This window comes from Bradyrhizobium sp. URHA0013, assembly GCF_000518345.1.
Classification (GTDB): domain Bacteria; phylum Pseudomonadota; class Alphaproteobacteria; order Rhizobiales; family Xanthobacteraceae; genus Bradyrhizobium.
The window spans coordinates 619470-638462 of record NZ_JADK01000003.1 but is presented as its reverse complement, the minus strand read 5'-3'; the positions used below and the strand labels follow the sequence as shown (position 1 = coordinate 638462).

The window sequence follows — 18993 nt, the reverse complement described above, 5'->3', positions numbered from 1 at the left end:
CGGAGGGGAACGGCCCGGCCCAAGGGTTGACGCAGCTTCCCCGCCGCGCCATTGAGCAGGGGCCTGGTGAGCCAAACCGCGCCCCCAAAAACCAGTTAGAACCCAAGATGCCCGTTCGTCTCGACCGCAGCAGCGCCGATTTTGACCAGCGATTCGGGGCCTTCCTCGCCGCCAAGCGCGAGGCCTCGGCCGACGTCGAGGCCGCCGCGCGCGCTATCGTCGACGACGTGGCGAAGCGGGGCGATGCCGCCCTGCTCGAGGCCACGGCAAAGTTCGACCGGTTGACGCTCGATGCATCCGGCCTGCGCGTCACGGCCGCCGAGATCGAGGCCGCGGTGAAAGCCTGCGATGCCGCGACGCTGGATGCGCTCAAGCTCGCGCGCGATCGCATCGAGACCTATCACAGCCGCCAACTGCCGAAGGACGAGCGCTTCACCGATCAGCTCGGCGTCGAGCTCGGCTGGCGCTACACCGCGATCGAATCCGCCGGCCTCTACGTGCCCGGCGGCACCGCGGCCTATCCGTCCTCGGTGCTGATGAATGCGGTGCCGGCAAAGGTCGCGGGCGTGGCGCGTCTCGTCATGGTGGTGCCCTCGCCCGACGGCAAGCTCAATCCGCTGGTGCTGGCGGCGGCAAAGCTTGGCGGCGTCACCGAGATCTATCGCGTCGGCGGCGCGCAGGCGATTGCCGCGCTCGCACATGGCACCGCGACGATCGCGCCTGTCGTCAAGATCGTCGGACCCGGCAACGCCTATGTCGCCGCGGCAAAGCGGCTGGTGTTCGGCAAGGTCGGCATCGACATGATCGCCGGTCCCTCCGAGGTGCTTGTCATCGCCGATGACACTGGCAATGCCGACTGGATTGCCGCCGATCTGCTGGCCCAGGCCGAGCACGACACCAGCGCGCAGTCGATCCTGATCACCGATTCGGCGCGCCTTGCCGCCGATGTCGAAAAGGCCGTCGAGGCGCAGTTGAAGACGCTGCCGCGCGCCGCGATTGCCAGCGCCTCGTGGGCCGATTTCGGCGCCATCATCATGGTGAAGAACCTCAACGACGCCATTCCGCTCGCGGATGCGATTGCCGCCGAGCATCTCGAGATCATGGCGCAAGATCCCGACGCGCTCGCCGCAAGGATCCGCAACGCCGGCGCCGTGTTCCTCGGGCCGCATACACCGGAGGCGATCGGCGACTATGTCGGCGGCTCCAACCATGTGCTGCCGACGGCGCGCTCGGCACGATTCTCGTCGGGTCTTTCGGTGCACGATTTCCTCAAGCGCACTTCGATCCTGAAATGCGGCCCGGATCAGCTGCGTGCGCTGGGTCCGGCCGCGATGATTCTCGGTAAGGCGGAGGGGCTAGATGCCCATTCGCGCTCGATTGGATTGCGCCTCAATTTGTCATGACCCAGCCGCCCGAACAGGACGACTCGACCAATCGCATCGTCGGCGTCACGCTCGACGAGGACTCGATCGGCCGTTCCGGGCCCGACATCGAGCATGAGCGCGCGATCGCGATCTACGATTTGATCGAGCAGAATTTGTTCGCGCCGGAGGGCGCCGACGGGAAGGGGCCGTTCACGCTGCATATCGGCATCACCGGCAGCCGGCTGATGTTCGACATCCGCCGCGAGGACGGCACGCCCGTGGTCGCGCATCTGTTGTCGCTGACGCCGTTCCGACGGATCGTGAAGGACTATTTCATGATCTGCGACAGCTACTACCAGGCGATCCGCACGGCGACGCCGGACAAGATCGAGGCCATCGACATGGGCCGCCGCGGCATTCATGACGAGGGATCGCGTACGCTGCAGGAGCGGCTGAAGGGCAAGGTGCGGGTCGATTTCGAGACCTCGCGCCGGCTGTTCACGCTCATTACTGTCCTGCACTGGAAGGGTTAAGCGCGATGGCGGGTCCGCCACGCGCACGCGATCCGCAATCGGTGCTGTTCGCCTGCGCCATGAACAGCGTGCGCTCGCCGATGGCGGAGAGCCTGCTGCGGCACATGTTTCCGCAGGGCCTCTACGTGAAGTCGGCCGGTGCCAGGCGCGGCGAGCTCGATCCGTTCGCGGTGTCCGTGATGGCCGAGCTCGGCCAGGACATCTCCACCCACAAGCCGCAGACCTTCGAGGAGCTGGAGGACTGGGAGGGGCTGAATTTCGACCTGATCATCACGCTCTCGCCGGAGGCGCACCACAAGGCGCTGGAGCTGACCCGCACGCTCGCCGCCGACGTCGAATACTGGCCGACGCAGGATCCCACCACCATGGAAGGCAGCCGCGACCAGAAGTTGGCTGCCTATCGCGACGTCTGCGACCAGCTCCTGCTGCGCATCCGCCGGCGATTTTCGAAGGTGGGCGCGGCGAACGGCTAGCATTCGGCGCCCGTAACACCCGCGTCACAGACTGCGGGCACACGCATCCTGTACCCGTCGAATCAGTAAAGTCCGGGTTCCCGGGTTGTGAAATCAGCCCCCGTCCGATAGGTTCCGCGCGCAATTCACCCCCTGCTTCATTCCCCAAATCACCTGATGCTCGGCCGCCCCAAATTCGTTCTCGCCTCCGGTTCGCCGCGGCGCCTGTCGCTGCTCAACCAGGCCGGCATCGAGCCGGACGCGCTCCGGCCCGCCGACGTCGACGAGACGCCGAAGCGGGGCGAGCTGCCGCGCGCCTGCGCCAATCGGCTGGCGCGGGCCAAGGCGGATGCGGCACTCAAATCGGTGCAACTCGACGACGAGCTGCGCGGCGCCTTCATCCTCTCCGCCGACACGGTGGTGGCGGTCGGCCGCCGCATCCTGCCCAAGGCCAATCTCGTCGACGAGGCCGCGCAGTGCCTGCGGCTGCTGTCGGGCCGCAACCACCGCGTCTACACCGCCATCACTCTGGTGACGCCGCGCGAGGCCTTCCGCCAGCGCCTGGTCGAGACCCGCGTCCGCTTCAAGCGCCTCTCGGAAGACGACATCCAGGCCTATATCGGCTCCGGCGAATGGCGCGGCAAAGCCGGCGGCTACGCCGTGCAGGGCATCGCCGGGTCGTTCGTGGTCAAGATGGTGGGGTCCTACACCAACGTGGTCGGCCTGCCGCTCTACGAGACCACCACGCTGCTTGGCGGCGAAGGTTTCCCGATCCGCTTCGGCTGGCTCAACGCCACCGCCATCTGAGCCGACAAGCCGCTCCTGCAAAAAATCTCGAAAACAACCCCATGCACAGTAGAATTGCCCCGCGGAGATCTGGCCGGGACGCCTGCGCCTTCGCCGGAGGAACCCCTTTGGCGACAGGCTCTTGAACTGGCTCGCATGTGTAAGCTGAGCACCTCATGGACGACCCGGTGAAAAAGCCCGCAAGCTCCCTCAAAACCTGCCCGATCTGCGGCAAGCCGCAGTCCGAGGCCACCCGCCCGTTCTGCTCCCCGCGCTGCCGCGACGTCGATCTGAACCGCTGGCTGAAAGGCTCCTATGTCATTCCAGGCCGGGATGACGAGGCAGATGGGGAAGAATAGCCCTGTTCTATCAAGTATTTAAATTGTCGATGCACCGCCACGCGGCGTTGCCTCCGAGCCACGTGCCGCCTTGTGCACAGCCGGGCCGCGCCCGGCGAAGCCACTTGGCGAAGCCGGGTGGACAGGCAGCCTTCGGCCCACTATAAACCGCCCGCTCGATGGGCTTTGGCCCCTCTTTGGAGCACGCCCAGGTAGCTCAGTTGGTAGAGCATGCGACTGAAAATCGCAGTGTCGGTGGTTCGATTCCGCCCCTGGGCACCATTCGCTCTCCACGGGCAACACTTCCCTAGCGCCAAGCCTTGACCAGCCGGCTCGCGCGGCAATCCATTCCGGAGCCAGATCTCGCCCGCCCGTTGCTGGCACTCTGCTTGCTCAGCCAGGACCAAAGTCTGGCCTCGGAAGAGAGGCCGTTTCAGGTTGAGGCAAGTGATGCAAGACATGTCCCGTTCTGGTGCTGCCGGCGAACTCCGGCTCGATGCGTTGGTCGCCGATTTGTGGTGGCGCGTTCGGCTCATCAACACCGACATTCTCGAGGAAGAGGCGAGAGCAGGGGTGTTTGACCCGCTTCAGCCGACATACCCGCTTCTTGCGCTCAATCTTCGCGCGCGACGCGACAATTTGGTCTCGACGATCGGCGTGCTCGAGCAGCGTGCGCGATCAGCGTCGGAAGCGGCTTGAGGGTTCGTTCACATCGGAAACGTCAGCGACGTCAGCTTCGGCGCGCGAATACCAGCTGACGGACGTCGATCTTTTCGGCCCTGAAACCTGCCTCGCAGTAGCACAAATAATATTCCCACAGCCGTCGGAACGGCTCGTCGAACCCGAGTGAGGTCAGGTCCGTCCAAGCATGGCCGAAGCTCGTTCGCCAGACCGCGAGCGTCTTGGCGTAGTCCTGTCCAAAGACCCGTTCGCGGATCAGAGGCATCTGCACGCGTTCGCCGAGCGAGCGCAGGACATTCGGCGAAGGCAGCATCCCGCCCGGAAAGATGTATCTCTGGATGAAGTCCACGCGCCGCCGGTAGCTGTCAAAGAGCTCGTCGCGGACGGTGATCGCCTGGATGCCGGCAAGACCGCCCGGCTTGAGCCGTTGATGCAGTTGATTGAAGTATGTCGGCCAGAACGGCTCGCCGACCGCCTCGATCATCTCGATCGAGGCGATACGGTCGAACTGTCCGTCCTGATCGCGGTAATCCTGCAACCGGATTTCGACGTTGTCGCCGAGCCCGGCCTCGTGGATTCGCCGGCTGGCGAAAGCGTGCTGCTCCTTGCTGATGGTGAGCGCCAAGACCTTGACGCCGCAAGTCTTGGCGGCATATTCGGCGAAGCCGCCCCAGCCGCACCCGATCTCGAGCAGGGTATGGCCGGGCCGCAGCTCGATCGCCTTCGCCAGCTGTTCGTATTTGTGCCGTTGAGCGGCGAGCAGGTCGGTCGCATCGGGCGAGAACAATGCCGACGAGTAGGTCATGCTCGGATCGAGCCAGGCCGCAAAGAAAGCGTTGCCGAGATCATAATGGGCGTGGATATTCAGCCGCGATCCCAGTCGCGTGTTTCGGCGCAACCGATGCAGCGCGCGCCGGCAAAGCCGGACCAGTGCATTGCCGGCGAAGGCGCTGTCGACGAGATCGTCGTTCAGACAGAACACGTAAAGCAGCTGGGAGAGATCCGGTGTGCTCCAATCGCCTCGAATGTAAGCCTCGGCCATGCCGATATCGCCGCCCAGGACCAGGCTTCGCGCGAAGGCGTAGCTGTTGAGCTCGATGGTCGCCGACGGCCCCGGATGCGTTCCCCGCAACACCACCGTTCTGCCGTCGGGAAGGCGAACATCCACGGTGCCGAGCTTGAGCCGCGAAGCGAGCCGCAGCGCGAGCCGCGCGAGCAAGGGAACGTCATCGAAACGAGCAGTCTGGTGAGTGGCTGCGAGGTCCATGGCTTCACATTCAGCGTTGGTTCGGACGGGGAACGTAAGGAACATTTTTCAGCCAAAGCCGGATCGCTTCCCAATGGATGGCCGCGACGACCTTGAAGGTGAGAAGTGGCAGCGCGACGAGCGTCGCCAACAGCGAGCGGCTGGTCAGCGGGCGACGTTGCCCGGAGAATGCGGCCGTAAATATCGCACCGTGCTCATCGGTCTGCACGATTCTGACCTTCACTTGCTGTCCGGGCGGGGCAATGCTGAAGCGATACTTCGTGTGCATCTCCATGAATGGCGAGACGTAGAACTCCTTCGCCTGACATTGTCGTATGGCACCGCCGGCAGCAGCGTCCTCCACCGGAAGGATGTAGGAATGGATTTCGCCAAAAGTGTTGCGGACTTCGTAGATCAGCAGCGCAAGATTGCCGCAGCTGCCATAGCAGAAGTAGATCGAAAGCGGATTGAATACGTAGCCGAAGAGCCGCGGATAGCACAAAAGGAGGATGCGCCCGCCCGACAGATCGATATCGCGTTGTTCGGCCAGGCGTCGCACATGGTTGCTCAAGGATGCGCCGTCACGCTTGCCGTGATCGGATTCGTGGAAGCTGAAGACCGACGCGCGATTGATGCCGAACAGGCGAGACTGGCGATCCGCTTCATCAAGCCGGTCGAGGTCGATGAGCAGGTTCATGACCCGGTAAGCGAACCTGTGGCGCACGGGTCGCATGCGGGCGTGCATCACCCTGCCCAGGTAGAGCGCGGCCGCAGATGACGTCGCCGTTCGTTCTGGGGCACCCGGTTGCGACATGTTCTACTCAGCAGCCTGCGCCAGCAACGCGCCGGACTGCCGCCACGGCACTGCACTGCCAAGTGCCTCGGCGACGGCGATGCCGGAGCGCAAGCCGTCCTCATGGAATCCGTAGCCAGTCCACGCGCCGCAAAACCAGGTGCGGCGGCGTCCCTGGATTTCGGGGAGATTCCTCTGCGCGGCGAACGCGCCCGCGTCATATTGTGGATGCGAGAATGTGAACTTGCCGAAAGTGAGATGAGGCGCCGGCTCGCAAGGGGGATTGAGGCTGACGAACAGCGGCTTGCTGTCGTCGATGCCCTGCAGCCGGTTCATCCAGTAGGTCACGGCGACGTCGTTCTGGGCAGGCGTTTCGCGTTGCCAGCGCAAGAAGTTCCAGGATGCCCATGCATTGCGGCGTTTCGGCATAAGATTGATGTCGCGGTGCAGATAGGCCGTGTTTGGAGCGTAACGGATCGCGCCGAGAATGGATCTCTCGCGTGGGTCGGCATCCGACAGCATCGCCAGGGCCTGATCGCTGTGACAGGCCATCACGACAGCGTCGTAGGATTCCCGATGGCCGTGACTGTCGCCGATCGTTACGCCGTGCTCTGTGCGATGGATTGATGTGACCGCGCAGCCGAGCCGGATGCCTGCCTTGAACCTGGCGGTGAGCTTCTCGACATAGCGCCGGCTGCCGCCCTGGACGGTCCGCCAGAACGGCCGATCCAGATGCAACAGCCGGTGATTGTCGAAAAAGGCGATGAAGTTTTCCGCGGGAAAGGCGAGGATCTCGGCCGAGGGCGACGACCAGATGGCGGCCCCCATCGGTCCCAGATAATCGCTGAACAGGCGCGGGCTGAACGCTTGCTTGCGCAGATATTCGCCGAGTGTGAGGTTCTGGAGCCGGCCAGCCCGCAAGTCGGAGACGCTTTCCTTGTTGAAGCGCCGGACCTCGGCCAGCATGCGAAAATACGACGGGGAGAAGAGGTTACGCGGCTGGGCAAACAGGCCGGAGGCGACCTGCAGGAAGGTCTCGCCGCCGCCCCGCCACTCGAATCGGCCATGGTCGGCCGACATCGCGAAGCTCATGCATGTCTCCTCGGTCTTTACACCCAGGTGCGCGAACAGAGACGTCAATTCCGGGTAGTTCGGCTCGTTGAACACGATGAAGCCGATGTCGACGTCGATCTCTTCGCCATCGTAGTCAACGCGCACTGTATGACTGTGTCCGCCCGGTCGCAATTCGCGCTCGTAGACGGTCACGGCATGACGTTCGGACAGGAGCCACGCGGCGGCATTGCCGGCAATTCCCGTCCCGATCACCGCCAAACGCATGCTTTATCGCCCCCAATACCACCAGCGACGGCCGGAACATCCGGTTTCGGGCCAATGTCGTCCGCCGCCCGGCTCAGGACAGCTCCAATATCTGACCTGTCCACCCGCGCTTGAGGAAACGTTCCAGCGGACAGCGTGGATCACCCGCGAAACCGGGGCACGGGACGGACGTAAGGATCCGAGTTTGGGTATGGTGAGGCATGGATTTCCTGCAAATACTGATCGTCGCCGGCATCGCGCTTGCGCTTTCGCTGTTGATGGGGCTGGCCTGGATCGTTCAGCAGCGAACCGGCAATTCCGGGTGGGTCGATACGATCTGGACCTATTCCGTCGGCCTGGTTGGGGCGGTGGCGGCCCTTTTGCCATTCGGCGAGGCTCTGCAAGTGCGTCAGATGCTCGTAGGCGGGCTCGTGCTGCTTTGGTCGGTGAGGCTCGGGACGCATATCGCCCGGCGCGCCGCGGCGGGTATCGACGATCCGCGCTATGCAAGCTATGCGCAGGAATGGGGCTCACAGGCGCCGCTTCGCATGTTTGCTTTCCTGCAGTCGCAGGCCTTCGCCTCGGTGCCGCTGCCATTCGCGGTCTTCCTGGCTGCACACGCTCCACGGGCCGCCCTGGGCGTTCAGGACTATGCGGGCGCCGCCATCATGCTTGCGGCCGTCGCAGGCGAGGCGATCGCCGACGAGCAATTGCGAAGCTTCAAGCGCAACAAGGCAAACGCGGGCCTGGTCTGCAACATCGGGCTTTGGCGCTGGTCGCGTCATCCGAATTATTTCTTCGAATGGCTCGGATGGCTCGCCTATCCGATGATCGCGCTGTCGCCGGGCTACGCATGGGGCTGGGCGAGCCTGATCGCGCCGGCGATCATGTACTGGATACTCGTGCACGTGACCGGAATACCCCCGCTAGAAGTCCAGATGCTGCGATCCCGCGGCGGCCGGTATCGGGACTATCAGGCACGCACCAGCGCTTTCTTTCCACGGCCCGCCCAAGAAGGTGCCGGAATGATCGGAGTTCCGGCCGCACGATCTGGTTCAAGGGCGTGACAGGGGTGTGCGGCAAGGCGGAACGACCGCGCCGCGTGATCCAGCGAGGGCTTCACGTCGTTTACAGCCGATGCCTTTGTTAAACCGGTTGCGACACCGGAGGGAGACCGGACATGAGCCTGCTTTTCACATATCTGTCGGTGGCTGCGACCTTCGTTGCGCTCGACATGATCTGGCTCAAGACCATGGTCGAGAGACTTTACCGGCCGGTGCTGGGCGACATGTTGCGGTCGCAGCCCGACCTCGCCGCCGCTGCAGTGTTTTATCTGGCGTATCCCGTCGGCCTGATCTGGTTCGCGGTGCTGCCGGCTCAGCAGGATGGGGGCGCGCTGCGTGCCTTCATGTCCGGCGTGATGCTGGGCTGCTTCACCTATGCGACCTACGATCTGACCAACCAGGCCACGCTGAGGAATTGGTCGACGGCACTCACTGTTGCGGATGTGGGCTGGGGATCCGTCCTCGCCGGTGTCAGCGCCTGGACCGGATTCCTCGTCGCTCAAAAAATAGCGCATTGATCATGGACGGGACGCGCAACGGGGCGCTGCGGCACGATGGCGACCGTAAGCGCGGCAGATGGTACCGATGCGCCGGTTTCCTGTTTCTGGTTCCTGCCGCGGGGATTCTGATCGGGGTCCTGAACCGTCCGGGAGCGTGGTACGCGGCGCTCAACAAGCCATCTTTCAATCCGCCGGATGCGGTGTTCGCACCGGTCTGGACGGCCCTGTTCCTGATGATCGCCGTGGCGGGATTCCGCACCTTCGAGGCGGAGCCGCGCGGAACGACGATGAGAATATGGGGCCTGCAGATGATCTTGAATTTTGCATGGGCTCCCATTTTCTTTTCGCTTCATCGCATGGACGTGGCGCTCGGCGTCATTGTTGCGCTGTTTGCTGTGATCCTTGCCTTTGTCTGGCGTCAATGGGCGAACGATCGGCTGGCAGCGGCGCTTTTCATTCCCTACGCCGGCTGGGTGGGTTTTGCGACCTTGCTGAACATCTCGCTGCTCCGCCTCAATTAGGATCGGCGCGCAGAACTGACTTCACGCGTCGAACGGACGAGCGTGGCGCCGAATCAGGGATCCGTCGCTCCATCGCACTCGTCAAAGGCCTCTCTGGTCGCCGCGATCTTGTCGGAGAGCGATGTGAATGCGATCTGGACACTCCGCTTGGCATCGTCGTCAAGCACGAGGTGCGCAAGATCGACCAGTCGATCGCCGAAGCGCTCCATGACAGCGAGCAAATGATCGAGATCTTCCGCGGGCTGGTTGGCCGCCAGACCGTCGACCTCTCTCACCATCTGCTCGAGTCTCGCAACGGAGGACACAAGCGGATCCTGGTGTCCACGGATGGGGAATTCGATGATCTCTGCGGCCACGCGCGGGTTCCTTGCCTGCTTCAGGCTGCAGCCGATGCGGCAAGGCAGTCCTTGCGTACCGCCAGAAGGGTTCGGTGCAACCAGGTCTTGATGGTGCCGACCGGCACACCGAAGCGCCGCGACAAGCTCGCACGGCTCTCACCCTCGAGATAGGCCAGCGCCACCAGCCTGCGGCGGTCTTCCGGCAAACGAGCCAGCACGCTGCGTGCGATCGGTTCGGCGCGGGCGTAGTCGAAATCGTCGATCGCCGGCTGATCAGCACTTGTTGGAACCAGCAGCGCCTCGTCCAGCTCGTGAGTCGGCAGTCTTCTGACCCGCAGATGGTCGATGGCGGTATTCCGCGCGATGGCGGACATCCAGGTCATCGCCGAAGCACGGTCGCCGTCGAACCGACCCGCGTTGCGCCAGATCTTCAGATAGGCTTCCTGAAGAATGTCCTCGATGTCGTGGGGCGGAGTTCCGACGGCGAGCGCAGTCCTGCGCAGCCTGCTCCGCGTCAGCATGTGCAGCGCTGCGAAGGCTTGTGCGTCGCCTGCCGAAACGCATGCCAACAATTCGGGCAATGTTTCGCTCTGCGCCTGCGTCAGGCTTAAGCCGGCCATGACCTGTCTCCCTTGCGTTTCCTTCGAAACGCTCCGGGCGGGCGTTCGGATCACCCGGCGGAAGAAGGAGGCGAGCGGATCAAAGCCGCACGAATGGCCCGATCAGCCTGCCGAGCAGGCCGTTCATGCGCAGGTCGCCCGTCATTGCGACAAGGCAAACACATGGGCCCTCGTCGCCCACCAAAGGCCGATGGTCGATCTCGTCGTCGCCATAGTCGAAATCACCCGGACCAAACCGGCCGCCCTGGTGGCTGAAGCTGCCCTCGAGCACGAGGGTCAATTCGGTTCCGGTGTGCGTGTGTTCGAGCATGCGCGTCCCCGGCGCGGAGCGAAGCAGAAATGCCCGCGCCGTGCCCGATCCGGACAACTCGATCGGTCGCATGCTCAGACCCGGAGCGATGCGCCTGCGCTTGCCGATGCGGTAGTTTCGCAGCGCCGCCGGAATATCCTGCTCGCTGCCGCGAGCGGCCTCGGAAGTCCGCGCCGCTCGCTCTTCAGGAGCGTCGTGAATGCGCGACATCACCTGCTCGAACGCATCCGATGCGACCGGCACCGGCTCGACATCTTCAAGAGCCAAGCCGCCAAGTTGCTCGATGGCCTGCGCGAAACGGCCGCACCGAGCGCAACCCGCAACGTGCACCCCCACCACCAATTGATGGGCTTCTTCCAACCTGCCGGCCGCAAAGTCGGCCAGAAGATCTTCCGGTGGATGATGGCTGATCGTCATGCTTCTTCGTCCAATATGTCTCTCAGGCGGTTCATCGCCAGCCTGATCCGCGACTTCACCGTTCCGAGCGGAATGCCGAGCAGGCTCGCGATTTCCGGGTGCGGCCTCTCCTCGATGAACGACAATCTCACCACCATGGATTGCTCCATCGAGAGCTGCCTGACGGCCGAATTGATCCGCGCCGCGTCCTGCACGCGGGACATAACGGCGTCCGCGGGTTCCGCAGGATCCGGCGTCTCGGGAAGCTCAGAGGTGCCCCGCAGGCGGTCTGCCCGCGCTCTGCTGCGGAACAAATCGATGCGCAAATTGCGCGCGATGGTGAATATCCATGCCGCTGCCCCGGCCGTCGTAGGATCGAACTGGCCTGCCTTCCGCCAGACGGCGATCAGGGTATTTTGAGCAATCTCCTCCGCCTCGTCCGAACTGCACCCGGCCTTCAGCATCAGTCCCTTGATGCGCGGCGCGAAATGCTCGAACAGGCGCTTGAAGGCCTCCCGGTCTCCGGCCGAGGCGACGCGTCCGATCAGATCAGCCCAATCCACCTTTGTGTTCGGCCCTTTGTTCGCGCCAGTCGACAGCCGCGCTTCGATCCTCCGGGGAAAACCAGCCTTCGCCCGGAATGGCGCATCTAAAGCTCGGATAGCAGCGATCATAGCGCCTCGACAAGCGACCTGTGGGTCTGGGAACGAACGAGGACTGGCCTTGGATCACCGCGGAATGGTCATTCCGACAGGTTCCGGGGCCGTCCGCGCCCAGGTCCGGCCGACCGTGCGCCGTCTCGCCCCCGCGCCTTACACCGGGAACGTCAGCGATTTCGCGAGCCTGACCAGATCGACCTGGCGCCGGCAGCCCGTCTTTTCGAAGACGTGAATGAGATGGCTCTTCACAGTGCTGACGGAAACGCCGAGCAAGGCCGAGATCGCGTCTCGCGTGTGTCCCTCGCAGATGAGCTCGAAGATGCGAATCTCGGCCGGCGTCAGGTCATAGAGCTGGTTGAGCGCATCGTGAGGCAATCGCGGCGGCCCGGAGGCGGACGTCACGAACACGGCGGCAGCGGCGCTCTGGATCAGACCGGATCGCGTGTGGCTGCGTCGCAGCGGCAGAACGTGGATGACGAGAGGGTCATCGCCTTGGCGCGGGATCGGGATGCCGATGCCTTTTTGCCCGAGCGTCGCCTCGTCCTTTGCCGCCTGCGCGACGGCTGATTGCAATGCGGCCGTGGTCGCCGCGGATTGAACCGCGATCCGGCCATGCCTTGCCACGATCGGATCGCCGGCCGCAAGCATCGCCGCGGCTGCGGCGTTGGTGTGAACGATGTTCGAATCCTCGTCGGCCAGGACGACGCCGACCGTCAGGGCCTCCACCGTCGCGGCGAATGTGTTGGCTTCCACCGTCTTCATGTCGAACAGATTGCTGATCGTCACGGCGCGGCGGATGTGAGGCGCCAGAAGGCGCAATCCGTCGACCTGCGCATCGTCAATGCGGCCTGCCGACTCATGCTGGCTGAATATCGCATTTCCAACCATCGTCCTGTCGCGTACGAGGCCGACGGCAACGGCGTCGAACAAGCCCTTGGGCAGGGCCCATTCGCGATAATAGCGGTTGCTGGAAATGACGTCCGGCCGGACCGCCTGGGATTGAACGATCGGCTCGCCGAGCGGGTATTGCTGAATGCGCTCGGCGCCGCCCCAGAGCTCGATGATATCGGGGCCGTAGCCGACCCCGTTCTGGGCCATCTGGGCCAGGTCGGACCCGGACACCGCGTTGACGACGGCCTTCATGTTGGTGAGGCTGGCGACCGAGAGCGCGCCGGTGGCAAAGCCGAACTCGGCGCAAATCTCATCCAGAACGGCGGTCCAGCGTTCAGGCGCGATCACACAATCGTAGACCGCGCCGATGAGGTCCGAGAACTTCTCGACCGAAGCCTGCTGCATTCCAAACCACTCACTTCAAAATCACTGGACGACAAAGCGTACCGTCACCCCGAGCTTCCCTACACCGGAAACGTCAGCGACCTTGCCAGCCTGACCAGGTCGACTTGGCGCCGGCAACCTGTCTTTTCGAAGACGTGCAAGAGGTGACTCTTCACGGTGCTGACCGACACTCCGAGTTGCGACGAGATCGCGTCGCGTGTCTGTCCATCGCAGATGAGCTCGAAGATGCGAATTTCGGCTGGCGTCAGATCGTAGAGCTGGATGAGAGCATCGTGAGGCAGCTGCGGCGGACCGGAGGCCGATGCCACGAACAGAGCGGCGGCGGCGCGCTGGACCAGGCCGGCCCGCATGTGGCCGCGCCGCAGCGGCAGAACGTGAATGACGAGAGGATCTCCGCTCGAGCGGGGGATTGGGATGCTGATGCCTTTTTGGCCGAGTGTCGCCTCGTCCTTTGCTGCTTGCGCGATGGCCGATTGCAACGTGCTGGTGGTGGTCGCCGATTGAACGGCGATCCGGCCATGTCGAGCCAGAAGTGGATCGTTTGCCGCGAGCATGGCTGTGGCTGCGGCATTGGTGTGAACGATCTTCGAATCGTCGTCCGTCAGAACGACTCCGACCGTCAGGGCCTCCACTGTCGCGGTGAATGTCGCGGCTTCCACGGTCTTCATGTCGAACAGATTGCTGATGATCACGGCGCGGCGGATGTGAGGTGCGAGAACGCGCAATCCGCTAACCTGCGCATCGTCAATGGCCCCGTCCGACTGATGCTGACTGAATGTCGCATTGCCGATCATTGTTTTTTCGCGAACGAGGGCGACGCCGACGGCGTCGAACAAGCCCTTGGGGAGAGCCCATTCCAGGTGATAGCGATTGCCGAGGACTATTTCCTCCGGGACCGCTTGGGATCGAATGATCGGTTCTCCAAGCGGATATTGCCGGATGCGCTCAACGCCGCCCCAGAGTTCGACGATATCAGGCGCATACTCGATGCTGGTCTGGGCCATCGTCTGGACAGGGTCGGTCCCGGAGGCGGCATTGACTCCGATCCTCATGTTCGTGAGGCTATATGCCGATAGCACGGCGGTCGCGAAGCCGAGCTCCGTGCGAATCTCGTTTAGAACGCCCGTCCAGCGTTCCGGCGCGATCACGCAGTCGTAGATCGCGCCGATGAGGTCCGAGAACTTCTCGACCGAAGCCTGCTGCATTCCAAACCACTCACTTGAAAATAACGGACGTCACGTGAACGCTAGTTTAGGAGTGGCTTCATCGCCTATGGTGTATTTCACAATCCTGAGGCCGTGATCTTATCACCGTGATTCCGTGGCGCAAACGGGAAGACCGAACACAAATGCTTATGGCGTGATTAAAACTGCGGCAGACGCGACGTTGATTGCAAACCGGCAGGGCGTATCAAGTATGCTGGGATTCGACGATGCAATGATATTGGGCGCGAGATGTCCTCGTCTCGAGGCCGCGGAGGCCCGTCCGCCGGGACGTAGACGAATCATAATAGATCGTGAGGGTCGCCGTCCGCCTCTCCTGCGATTGGACGATGGCACGGCTGACAGCGCATCGATCATCGCCGGGTGATCGACGACACATATCATTCGAGCTGATCAATCTAGCTTGGTGTCAGGTGGCTCGCAGTGATCCACCAAGCAAAGGCAAAACTCATGCGCAACTACATCCTCGTGGCTCTTGCAGCGATCGCACTGGCGAACGTGATGACGCCTTCGAACGCGACGACCATCGTCCGCGACCATCGCGACCCGCCCGTCGTGCGCGACCATCGCGATCAACCCATCGTCCGGGATCACCGGACTCACCCCGAGGTCCGCGACCACCGCCACTAAGCATCCTGGCGGCGGAGCCGAACTGAGGAGGTTCGGCTCCGTTTCGCATCATGGATCGTCTGCGCGTGGCGCCTACGTCCATTCGCGATTGTGAGGCTTGAGACCGAGCCACGCCCGCGCTCTCATGCTATTGCTGCCTCGCAACGACGCGAGGACACCCATGCTCCCCCTTCCCGCCGATATCTTCACCGAGCCCGAGGACGTCTCGCCCGACGGCCTTGCCAATCTCGGCCCGCTCCGCCGTCTCGCCGGTGTCTGGCAGGCCGACAAGGGTATCGACATCAATCCGAAGGCGGAAGGGCCGGAGCGGCGGACCTTCATCGAGCGCATCCGGATGGACCCGATCGATCCCCAGGCCAACGGCCCGCAGCTGCTCTATGGGCTGCGCTATCACATCCATATCAACACGCCTGAGGAAGACATCACCTTCCATGACCAGGTCGGCTATTGGTTGTGGGAGCCCGCGACCGGGTTGATCATGCAGACGCTGGCGATCCCGCGTGGGCAGGTGCTGCTGGCGTCGGGCAAGGCCGGGCCGGACGACAAGGAGATCTCTGTCACGGCCAAGCGCGGCGACACCGCTTACGGGATCTGCTCGACTGATTTTCTGGAACAAGCGTTCCGCACCGACGCTTACCGCTGCGACATCACCTTCAACGACGACTGCAGTTGGACCTATCTGATCCAGACCGAGTTGTTCGTGCGCGGCGCGCCGTTCAACCATCGCGACACCAACACGCTCAAACTCGTCGCGCCGCCAAAGCTCAATCCCCTCGCGGTGATCGTGAACAAACGCGCCACGGGGAGTGAGAAGGGCAATGAGCCGGCCGCCTGAGCGCGGCCCGGAGATGCGCATGAAGCCTTACGTCATCTGTCTGATGCATTCGAGTCTGGACGGCCGCACCCATCCGAGCCGCTGGCGCCCGAAGGGACCAGGATCGGACTGGTTCGAGAAGATCCACGACGAGCTCGGCGGCGATGCCTGGGTGATCGGCCGCGTCACCGGCTCGGAGTTCGCCAAGCGCGAGCCTTATCCGGCGACGACGGACGCGAAATTTCCGCGCGAAAACTGGTTCGCGCGACGTGACGCGAAAACCTATGGCGTCGTGCTCGATGCGAAGGGCAAGATCGGCTGGGGCCGTTCCGATATCGGCGGCGATCCGATCGTCGTCGTGCTGACCGAGAGCGTCTCCGATTCGCATCTCGCCGGACTCCGCGGCGAGGGCGTGTCCTATATCTTTGCCGGCAAGTCCGAGATCGACCTCGCACTGACGGTGGACATTCTCAACCGCGAGCTCGGCGTGAAGCGCCTGCTCGTGGAGGGCGGGGGCGTCGCCAACGGCGCGTTCCTGCGTGCCGGCCTGATCGACGAGTTCAACCTGATCCTCAGTCCCGCGATCGATGGCGCCAGGGGCGCGCCCTTCGTGTTCGATTCCACGGACTCCGACGGCGACCGGCGTGCACCGCTGACTGCGATGAGGCTGGAGAGCACGCGGGATCTCGGCGGCGGTGTCCTGCTGCTGCGCTATCTGATCCAGAACGATCCGCAGGCCGTGGGCAAGTAGCAGCACCGAGATGTCGGCAACATCAGAGCATATCGTCATCGTCGGTGCCGGCGCGGCCGGCCTGATGGCGGCGCGCGAGCTGGCGCGCGCGGGCAAGTCAGTGACGATCCTGGAGGCGCGCGAGCGCTGCGGCGGCCGTATTCACCCGCTGTCAGCTTCGGAGTTCGGCTACCCCGCCGATGGCGGCGCCGAATTCGTCCACGGCGAGGCGCCGGTCACGCGCGCGCTGCTGCGTGAGGCCGGGTTGTCCCTTCAGGAGATCGAAGGCGAGCGGTGGGGCTTTGACGGCGCAGACATCGTGCGCGAGGATCGCCACGATCCGCATGAGGCTGAGCTGCACGCCGTGGTTCGGGAATTGAACGACGACCTCACCGTCGCCGATTTCCTGCGCCGGCATTTTGCCGGCGATGAGCACGCGCGGCTGCGCCATGCGATCGAGCGAATGGTCGAGGGCTACGATGCGGCCGATCCCGAGCGCGCTTCGACGCTGGCGCTGCGCGAGGAATGGATGGCTGGCGGGCACTCTCCGCAGGCGCGGGTCAAGGGCGGCTATGGTGCGATGATCGAGTTCCTGACGGCCGAGTGCCGCAAACTTGGCGTGATTCTTCGCTTCGGCTGCGTGGTGTCGGCGATCGAGGAGGAGGGCGGCGCGCTCGCCGTTCGCTGTGTCGGCGGCGGGGTGCATGGCTGCGATCGCGTGATCCTCACTGTTCCGTTGCCGTTGCTGCGCGAGATCGCCCTCCCGGAGAGCGCGCGCTTGAAGGCGGCGTCTGCCGACGACATCGGCTTCGGTAACGTGATAAAAATCCTGCTGCACTTCAGGCGGCCATGGTGGCGCGAGCGCAAGGAAGAGCTTGCGGACATGAGCTTCCTTTTGACCGACCAGGCCATCCCGGTGTGGTGGACGCAATACCCGGACCGGCATCCCGTGCTGACCGGATGGTTCGGCGGCCCGCGCACGGCAGCGCTGACGCAGCTCGACCCGCAAGCGCTGATCGACGCCGGGCTCGATTCGCTTGCGACCGTCTTCGGCCTCTCGCGCGAAGATCTCGCGCACGAGCTCATCGCGGCCGTTGCGACAAACTGGGCGCACGATCCCTACGCCCGCGGCGCCTATTCCTGGGCGACGCCGCGAACGCGCGAGGCGCAAACGATCCTCGCGCGCGCCGACGGGCCGGTGCTGTTCTCCGGCGAGGCGCTCTATCGCGGAGCCGACATGGGCACGGTCGAAGCGGCGCTGGCGAGCGGCCAACAGACGGCGGGGAGGATCTTGCGGAGATAGGCTGACGAGCAAAAAAGGCCCGCATTTTGCGGGCCTTTCGTGTTGCTGCCTCTCGTCTTACCAGCGACTGCCGCCGAAGCCGAACGTCACGCTGGGACCGCCGCCGCCATAATATCCGTACGGTCCGCCGCCGTAATATCCGTGGTGCCGCGGATAATAGCCGTAGCTTCGGTAGTGCGGACGATGAAATCCGTGATGGTGGTGAGGACGCCAGTGATGGCGATGGCCGTGATGGTGGTGCCTGTGCTGCGCGCTGATGTCGGTTGATTGGGCGGCTGGCGCGTTCTGTTTCGCGCTTGAATGATTGGCCGCGTTCGCCGCGGATCCGCCTGCAAGCGCCGCAGCACCGACGGCCATCGCGACAAAGAGATACTTCATGTCATCACTCCAGTTGAATGTCGTGTGACAACACATGGTCATCCGGCGCGTTCCGGCCAGTGCGGGCGTCGAAACGACGCAGTTTCATCGGCGCCCGATTCGCGCGGCTGCGTGCGTCTGGTGAGATTTATTGTCGCATCACCAGCGTCGATTGCAACCCTGCCATCACTCTGCCGCGAATGACGCAATCACGTCATCGGTGGTGGCAGGGACCCAATGCCGCACAAGATCCCCTAGAGACATGGGCTCCGGCTCTGCAGCGCACCGTTGAAGAGACGCTGCGCTACGCCCGGGGCACGAGAGTCACGCGAACGCTCTCCCCTCACGGATGCGGATCGGGAAAGCTGTGACGTTCGGAGAGTGCGCCCAGGATGGCGTCCTTGTCGGCAATGAACGCGCGGCCCTGATGGCTGCCGGTCTGGTGCGGCGAGGTCGCTCCAACCGCCAGCACGAGCAGCGGCAACGACTGGTTCTCCTCGCCAGCCAGCGCAATCACGGCGTGCCGCGGGCGTGGCCACGCGATGCGCTCGACGTCGAGCTTGTCGGCGAGCTGCGGAAACGAGACCAGCAAGCCCTCGATCAGCGCGCAATGCCAGCAATAGAAACGGCGTCCAGGAAAGGCCGGGTCCTCGAAACCAGGGCGCAGCAGAAACAGGCGATCGCGCGTCATGGGTCGCTCCGAGGTACGGCCGCAATGTCAA

24 protein-coding genes and 1 tRNA gene are annotated in these 18993 nt (G+C 63.8%); 14 read left to right on the top strand and 11 right to left on the bottom strand.

All coding sequences use genetic code 11. The features are described from left to right. Positions 1–107: 107 nt before the first annotated feature. The 7 genes from hisD (at position 108) to N551_RS0103170 (ending at position 4172) form a co-directional block, all read left to right on the top strand. Positions 108–1403, top strand: coding sequence for a histidinol dehydrogenase (gene hisD, locus N551_RS0103200; RefSeq protein ID WP_027565714.1), 1296 nt, complete (start codon positions 108–110; stop codon positions 1401–1403). Further along, on the top strand, positions 1400–1897 hold the full coding sequence (locus N551_RS0103195; protein WP_018453111.1) for a UPF0262 family protein: 498 nt from the start codon (positions 1400–1402) through the stop codon (positions 1895–1897). Before hisD ends, N551_RS0103195 begins: the two co-directional genes overlap by 4 nt. Before the next feature lie 5 nt (positions 1898–1902). Beyond that, positions 1903–2370 (top strand): low molecular weight phosphatase family protein, encoded by a 468-nt coding sequence (locus N551_RS0103190; RefSeq protein ID WP_007615472.1) that lies wholly within the window; start codon positions 1903–1905, stop codon positions 2368–2370. Positions 2371–2526: 156 nt separating this feature from the next. Beyond that, a complete protein-coding gene (locus N551_RS0103185) occupies positions 2527–3156 on the top strand; it encodes a Maf-like protein (RefSeq protein WP_027565713.1) in 630 nt (209 codons plus the stop codon). Between the two features lie 155 nt (positions 3157–3311). Next, positions 3312–3494, top strand: a complete 183-nt coding sequence (yacG, locus tag N551_RS0103180) for a DNA gyrase inhibitor YacG (RefSeq protein ID WP_027565712.1) — start codon at positions 3312–3314, stop codon at positions 3492–3494. Between the two features lie 185 nt (positions 3495–3679). Next, a tRNA-Phe gene (locus tag N551_RS0103175) sits at positions 3680–3755 on the top strand. A gap of 168 nt (positions 3756–3923) precedes the next feature. After that, positions 3924–4172 (top strand): hypothetical protein, encoded by a 249-nt coding sequence (locus N551_RS0103170; RefSeq protein ID WP_027565711.1) that lies wholly within the window; start codon positions 3924–3926, stop codon positions 4170–4172. A gap of 31 nt (positions 4173–4203) precedes the next feature. Here N551_RS0103170 and N551_RS0103165 read toward each other — a convergent pair whose 3' ends face one another. From N551_RS0103165 to N551_RS0103155, 3 genes are read right to left on the bottom strand one after another with little or no spacing between them, the layout of a single operon-like run. After that, complete coding sequence (locus tag N551_RS0103165; RefSeq protein WP_027565710.1) at positions 4204–5421, bottom strand: cyclopropane-fatty-acyl-phospholipid synthase family protein; 1218 nt, start codon at positions 5419–5421, stop codon at positions 4204–4206. Positions 5422–5431: 10 nt separating this feature from the next. Further along, positions 5432–6214 (bottom strand): DUF1365 domain-containing protein, encoded by a 783-nt coding sequence (locus N551_RS35165; RefSeq protein ID WP_035961034.1) that lies wholly within the window; start codon positions 6212–6214, stop codon positions 5432–5434. Between the two features lie 3 nt (positions 6215–6217). Continuing rightward, positions 6218–7531: an NAD(P)/FAD-dependent oxidoreductase gene (locus N551_RS0103155; protein ID WP_027565709.1), complete on the bottom strand. Its 1314-nt coding sequence runs from the start codon at positions 7529–7531 to the stop codon at positions 6218–6220. A gap of 200 nt (positions 7532–7731) precedes the next feature. Here N551_RS0103155 and N551_RS35160 point away from each other — a divergent pair, with 200 nt between their 5' ends. The 3 genes from N551_RS35160 (at position 7732) to N551_RS0103140 (ending at position 9595) form a co-directional block, all read left to right on the top strand. Further along, positions 7732–8577 (top strand): DUF1295 domain-containing protein, encoded by an 846-nt coding sequence (locus tag N551_RS35160; protein ID WP_051462597.1) that lies wholly within the window; start codon positions 7732–7734, stop codon positions 8575–8577. A 113-nt stretch (positions 8578–8690) separates the two neighbouring features. Beyond that, complete coding sequence (locus N551_RS0103145; RefSeq protein WP_027565708.1) at positions 8691–9092, top strand: DUF2177 family protein; 402 nt, start codon at positions 8691–8693, stop codon at positions 9090–9092. A gap of 2 nt (positions 9093–9094) precedes the next feature. After that, the gene (locus N551_RS0103140) at positions 9095–9595 is read left to right on the top strand and encodes a TspO/MBR family protein (RefSeq protein WP_081747785.1); all 501 of its coding nucleotides are present in this window, start codon (positions 9095–9097) and stop codon (positions 9593–9595) included. A gap of 53 nt (positions 9596–9648) precedes the next feature. Here N551_RS0103140 and N551_RS0103135 read toward each other — a convergent pair whose 3' ends face one another. The 6 genes from N551_RS0103135 to N551_RS0103110 all read right to left on the bottom strand — a co-directional run bounded on the left by N551_RS0103135 (position 9649) and on the right by N551_RS0103110 (position 14419). Further along, a complete protein-coding gene (locus tag N551_RS0103135; protein ID WP_027565706.1) occupies positions 9649–9951 on the bottom strand; it encodes a hypothetical protein in 303 nt (100 codons plus the stop codon). Positions 9952–9971: 20 nt separating this feature from the next. Beyond that, positions 9972–10553, bottom strand: coding sequence for an RNA polymerase sigma factor (locus N551_RS0103130; RefSeq protein ID WP_035961032.1), 582 nt, complete (start codon positions 10551–10553; stop codon positions 9972–9974). Positions 10554–10632: 79 nt separating this feature from the next. Beyond that, a complete protein-coding gene (locus tag N551_RS0103125; RefSeq protein ID WP_027565704.1) occupies positions 10633–11280 on the bottom strand; it encodes a ChrR family anti-sigma-E factor in 648 nt (215 codons plus the stop codon). Continuing rightward, positions 11277–11822: a sigma-70 family RNA polymerase sigma factor gene (locus tag N551_RS0103120; RefSeq protein ID WP_027565703.1), complete on the bottom strand. Its 546-nt coding sequence runs from the start codon at positions 11820–11822 to the stop codon at positions 11277–11279. Before N551_RS0103120 ends, N551_RS0103125 begins: the two co-directional genes overlap by 4 nt. Before the next feature lie 249 nt (positions 11823–12071). Further along, a complete protein-coding gene (locus N551_RS0103115) occupies positions 12072–13214 on the bottom strand; it encodes a helix-turn-helix transcriptional regulator (protein WP_027565702.1) in 1143 nt (380 codons plus the stop codon). 59 nt (positions 13215–13273) lie between these two features. Further along, complete coding sequence (locus N551_RS0103110) at positions 13274–14419, bottom strand: helix-turn-helix transcriptional regulator (protein ID WP_027565701.1); 1146 nt, start codon at positions 14417–14419, stop codon at positions 13274–13276. A 468-nt stretch (positions 14420–14887) separates the two neighbouring features. On the opposite strand from N551_RS0103110, the gene N551_RS0103105 reads away from it, so the two are divergent. The 4 genes from N551_RS0103105 (at position 14888) to N551_RS0103090 (ending at position 17914) form a co-directional block, all read left to right on the top strand. Next, entirely contained in the window at positions 14888–15067 is a 180-nt protein-coding gene (locus N551_RS0103105) for a hypothetical protein (RefSeq protein WP_027565700.1), read from the top strand. A 160-nt stretch (positions 15068–15227) separates the two neighbouring features. Then, complete coding sequence (locus tag N551_RS0103100; protein WP_027565699.1) at positions 15228–15902, top strand: FABP family protein; 675 nt, start codon at positions 15228–15230, stop codon at positions 15900–15902. 19 nt (positions 15903–15921) lie between these two features. Continuing rightward, positions 15922–16632, top strand: a complete 711-nt coding sequence (locus N551_RS0103095) for a dihydrofolate reductase family protein (RefSeq protein WP_027565698.1) — start codon at positions 15922–15924, stop codon at positions 16630–16632. 10 nt (positions 16633–16642) lie between these two features. Beyond that, positions 16643–17914, top strand: coding sequence for an NAD(P)/FAD-dependent oxidoreductase (locus N551_RS0103090; protein ID WP_027565697.1), 1272 nt, complete (start codon positions 16643–16645; stop codon positions 17912–17914). A gap of 57 nt (positions 17915–17971) precedes the next feature. Here N551_RS0103090 and N551_RS0103085 read toward each other — a convergent pair whose 3' ends face one another. Together N551_RS0103085 and N551_RS0103080 are read right to left on the bottom strand one after the other, a co-directional pair. Further along, positions 17972–18292, bottom strand: a complete 321-nt coding sequence (locus tag N551_RS0103085; protein WP_027565696.1) for a hypothetical protein — start codon at positions 18290–18292, stop codon at positions 17972–17974. Positions 18293–18614: 322 nt separating this feature from the next. Further along, the gene (locus N551_RS0103080) at positions 18615–18962 is read right to left on the bottom strand and encodes a DUF3088 domain-containing protein (RefSeq protein ID WP_027565695.1); all 348 of its coding nucleotides are present in this window, start codon (positions 18960–18962) and stop codon (positions 18615–18617) included. Positions 18963–18993: the final 31 nt, after the last annotated feature.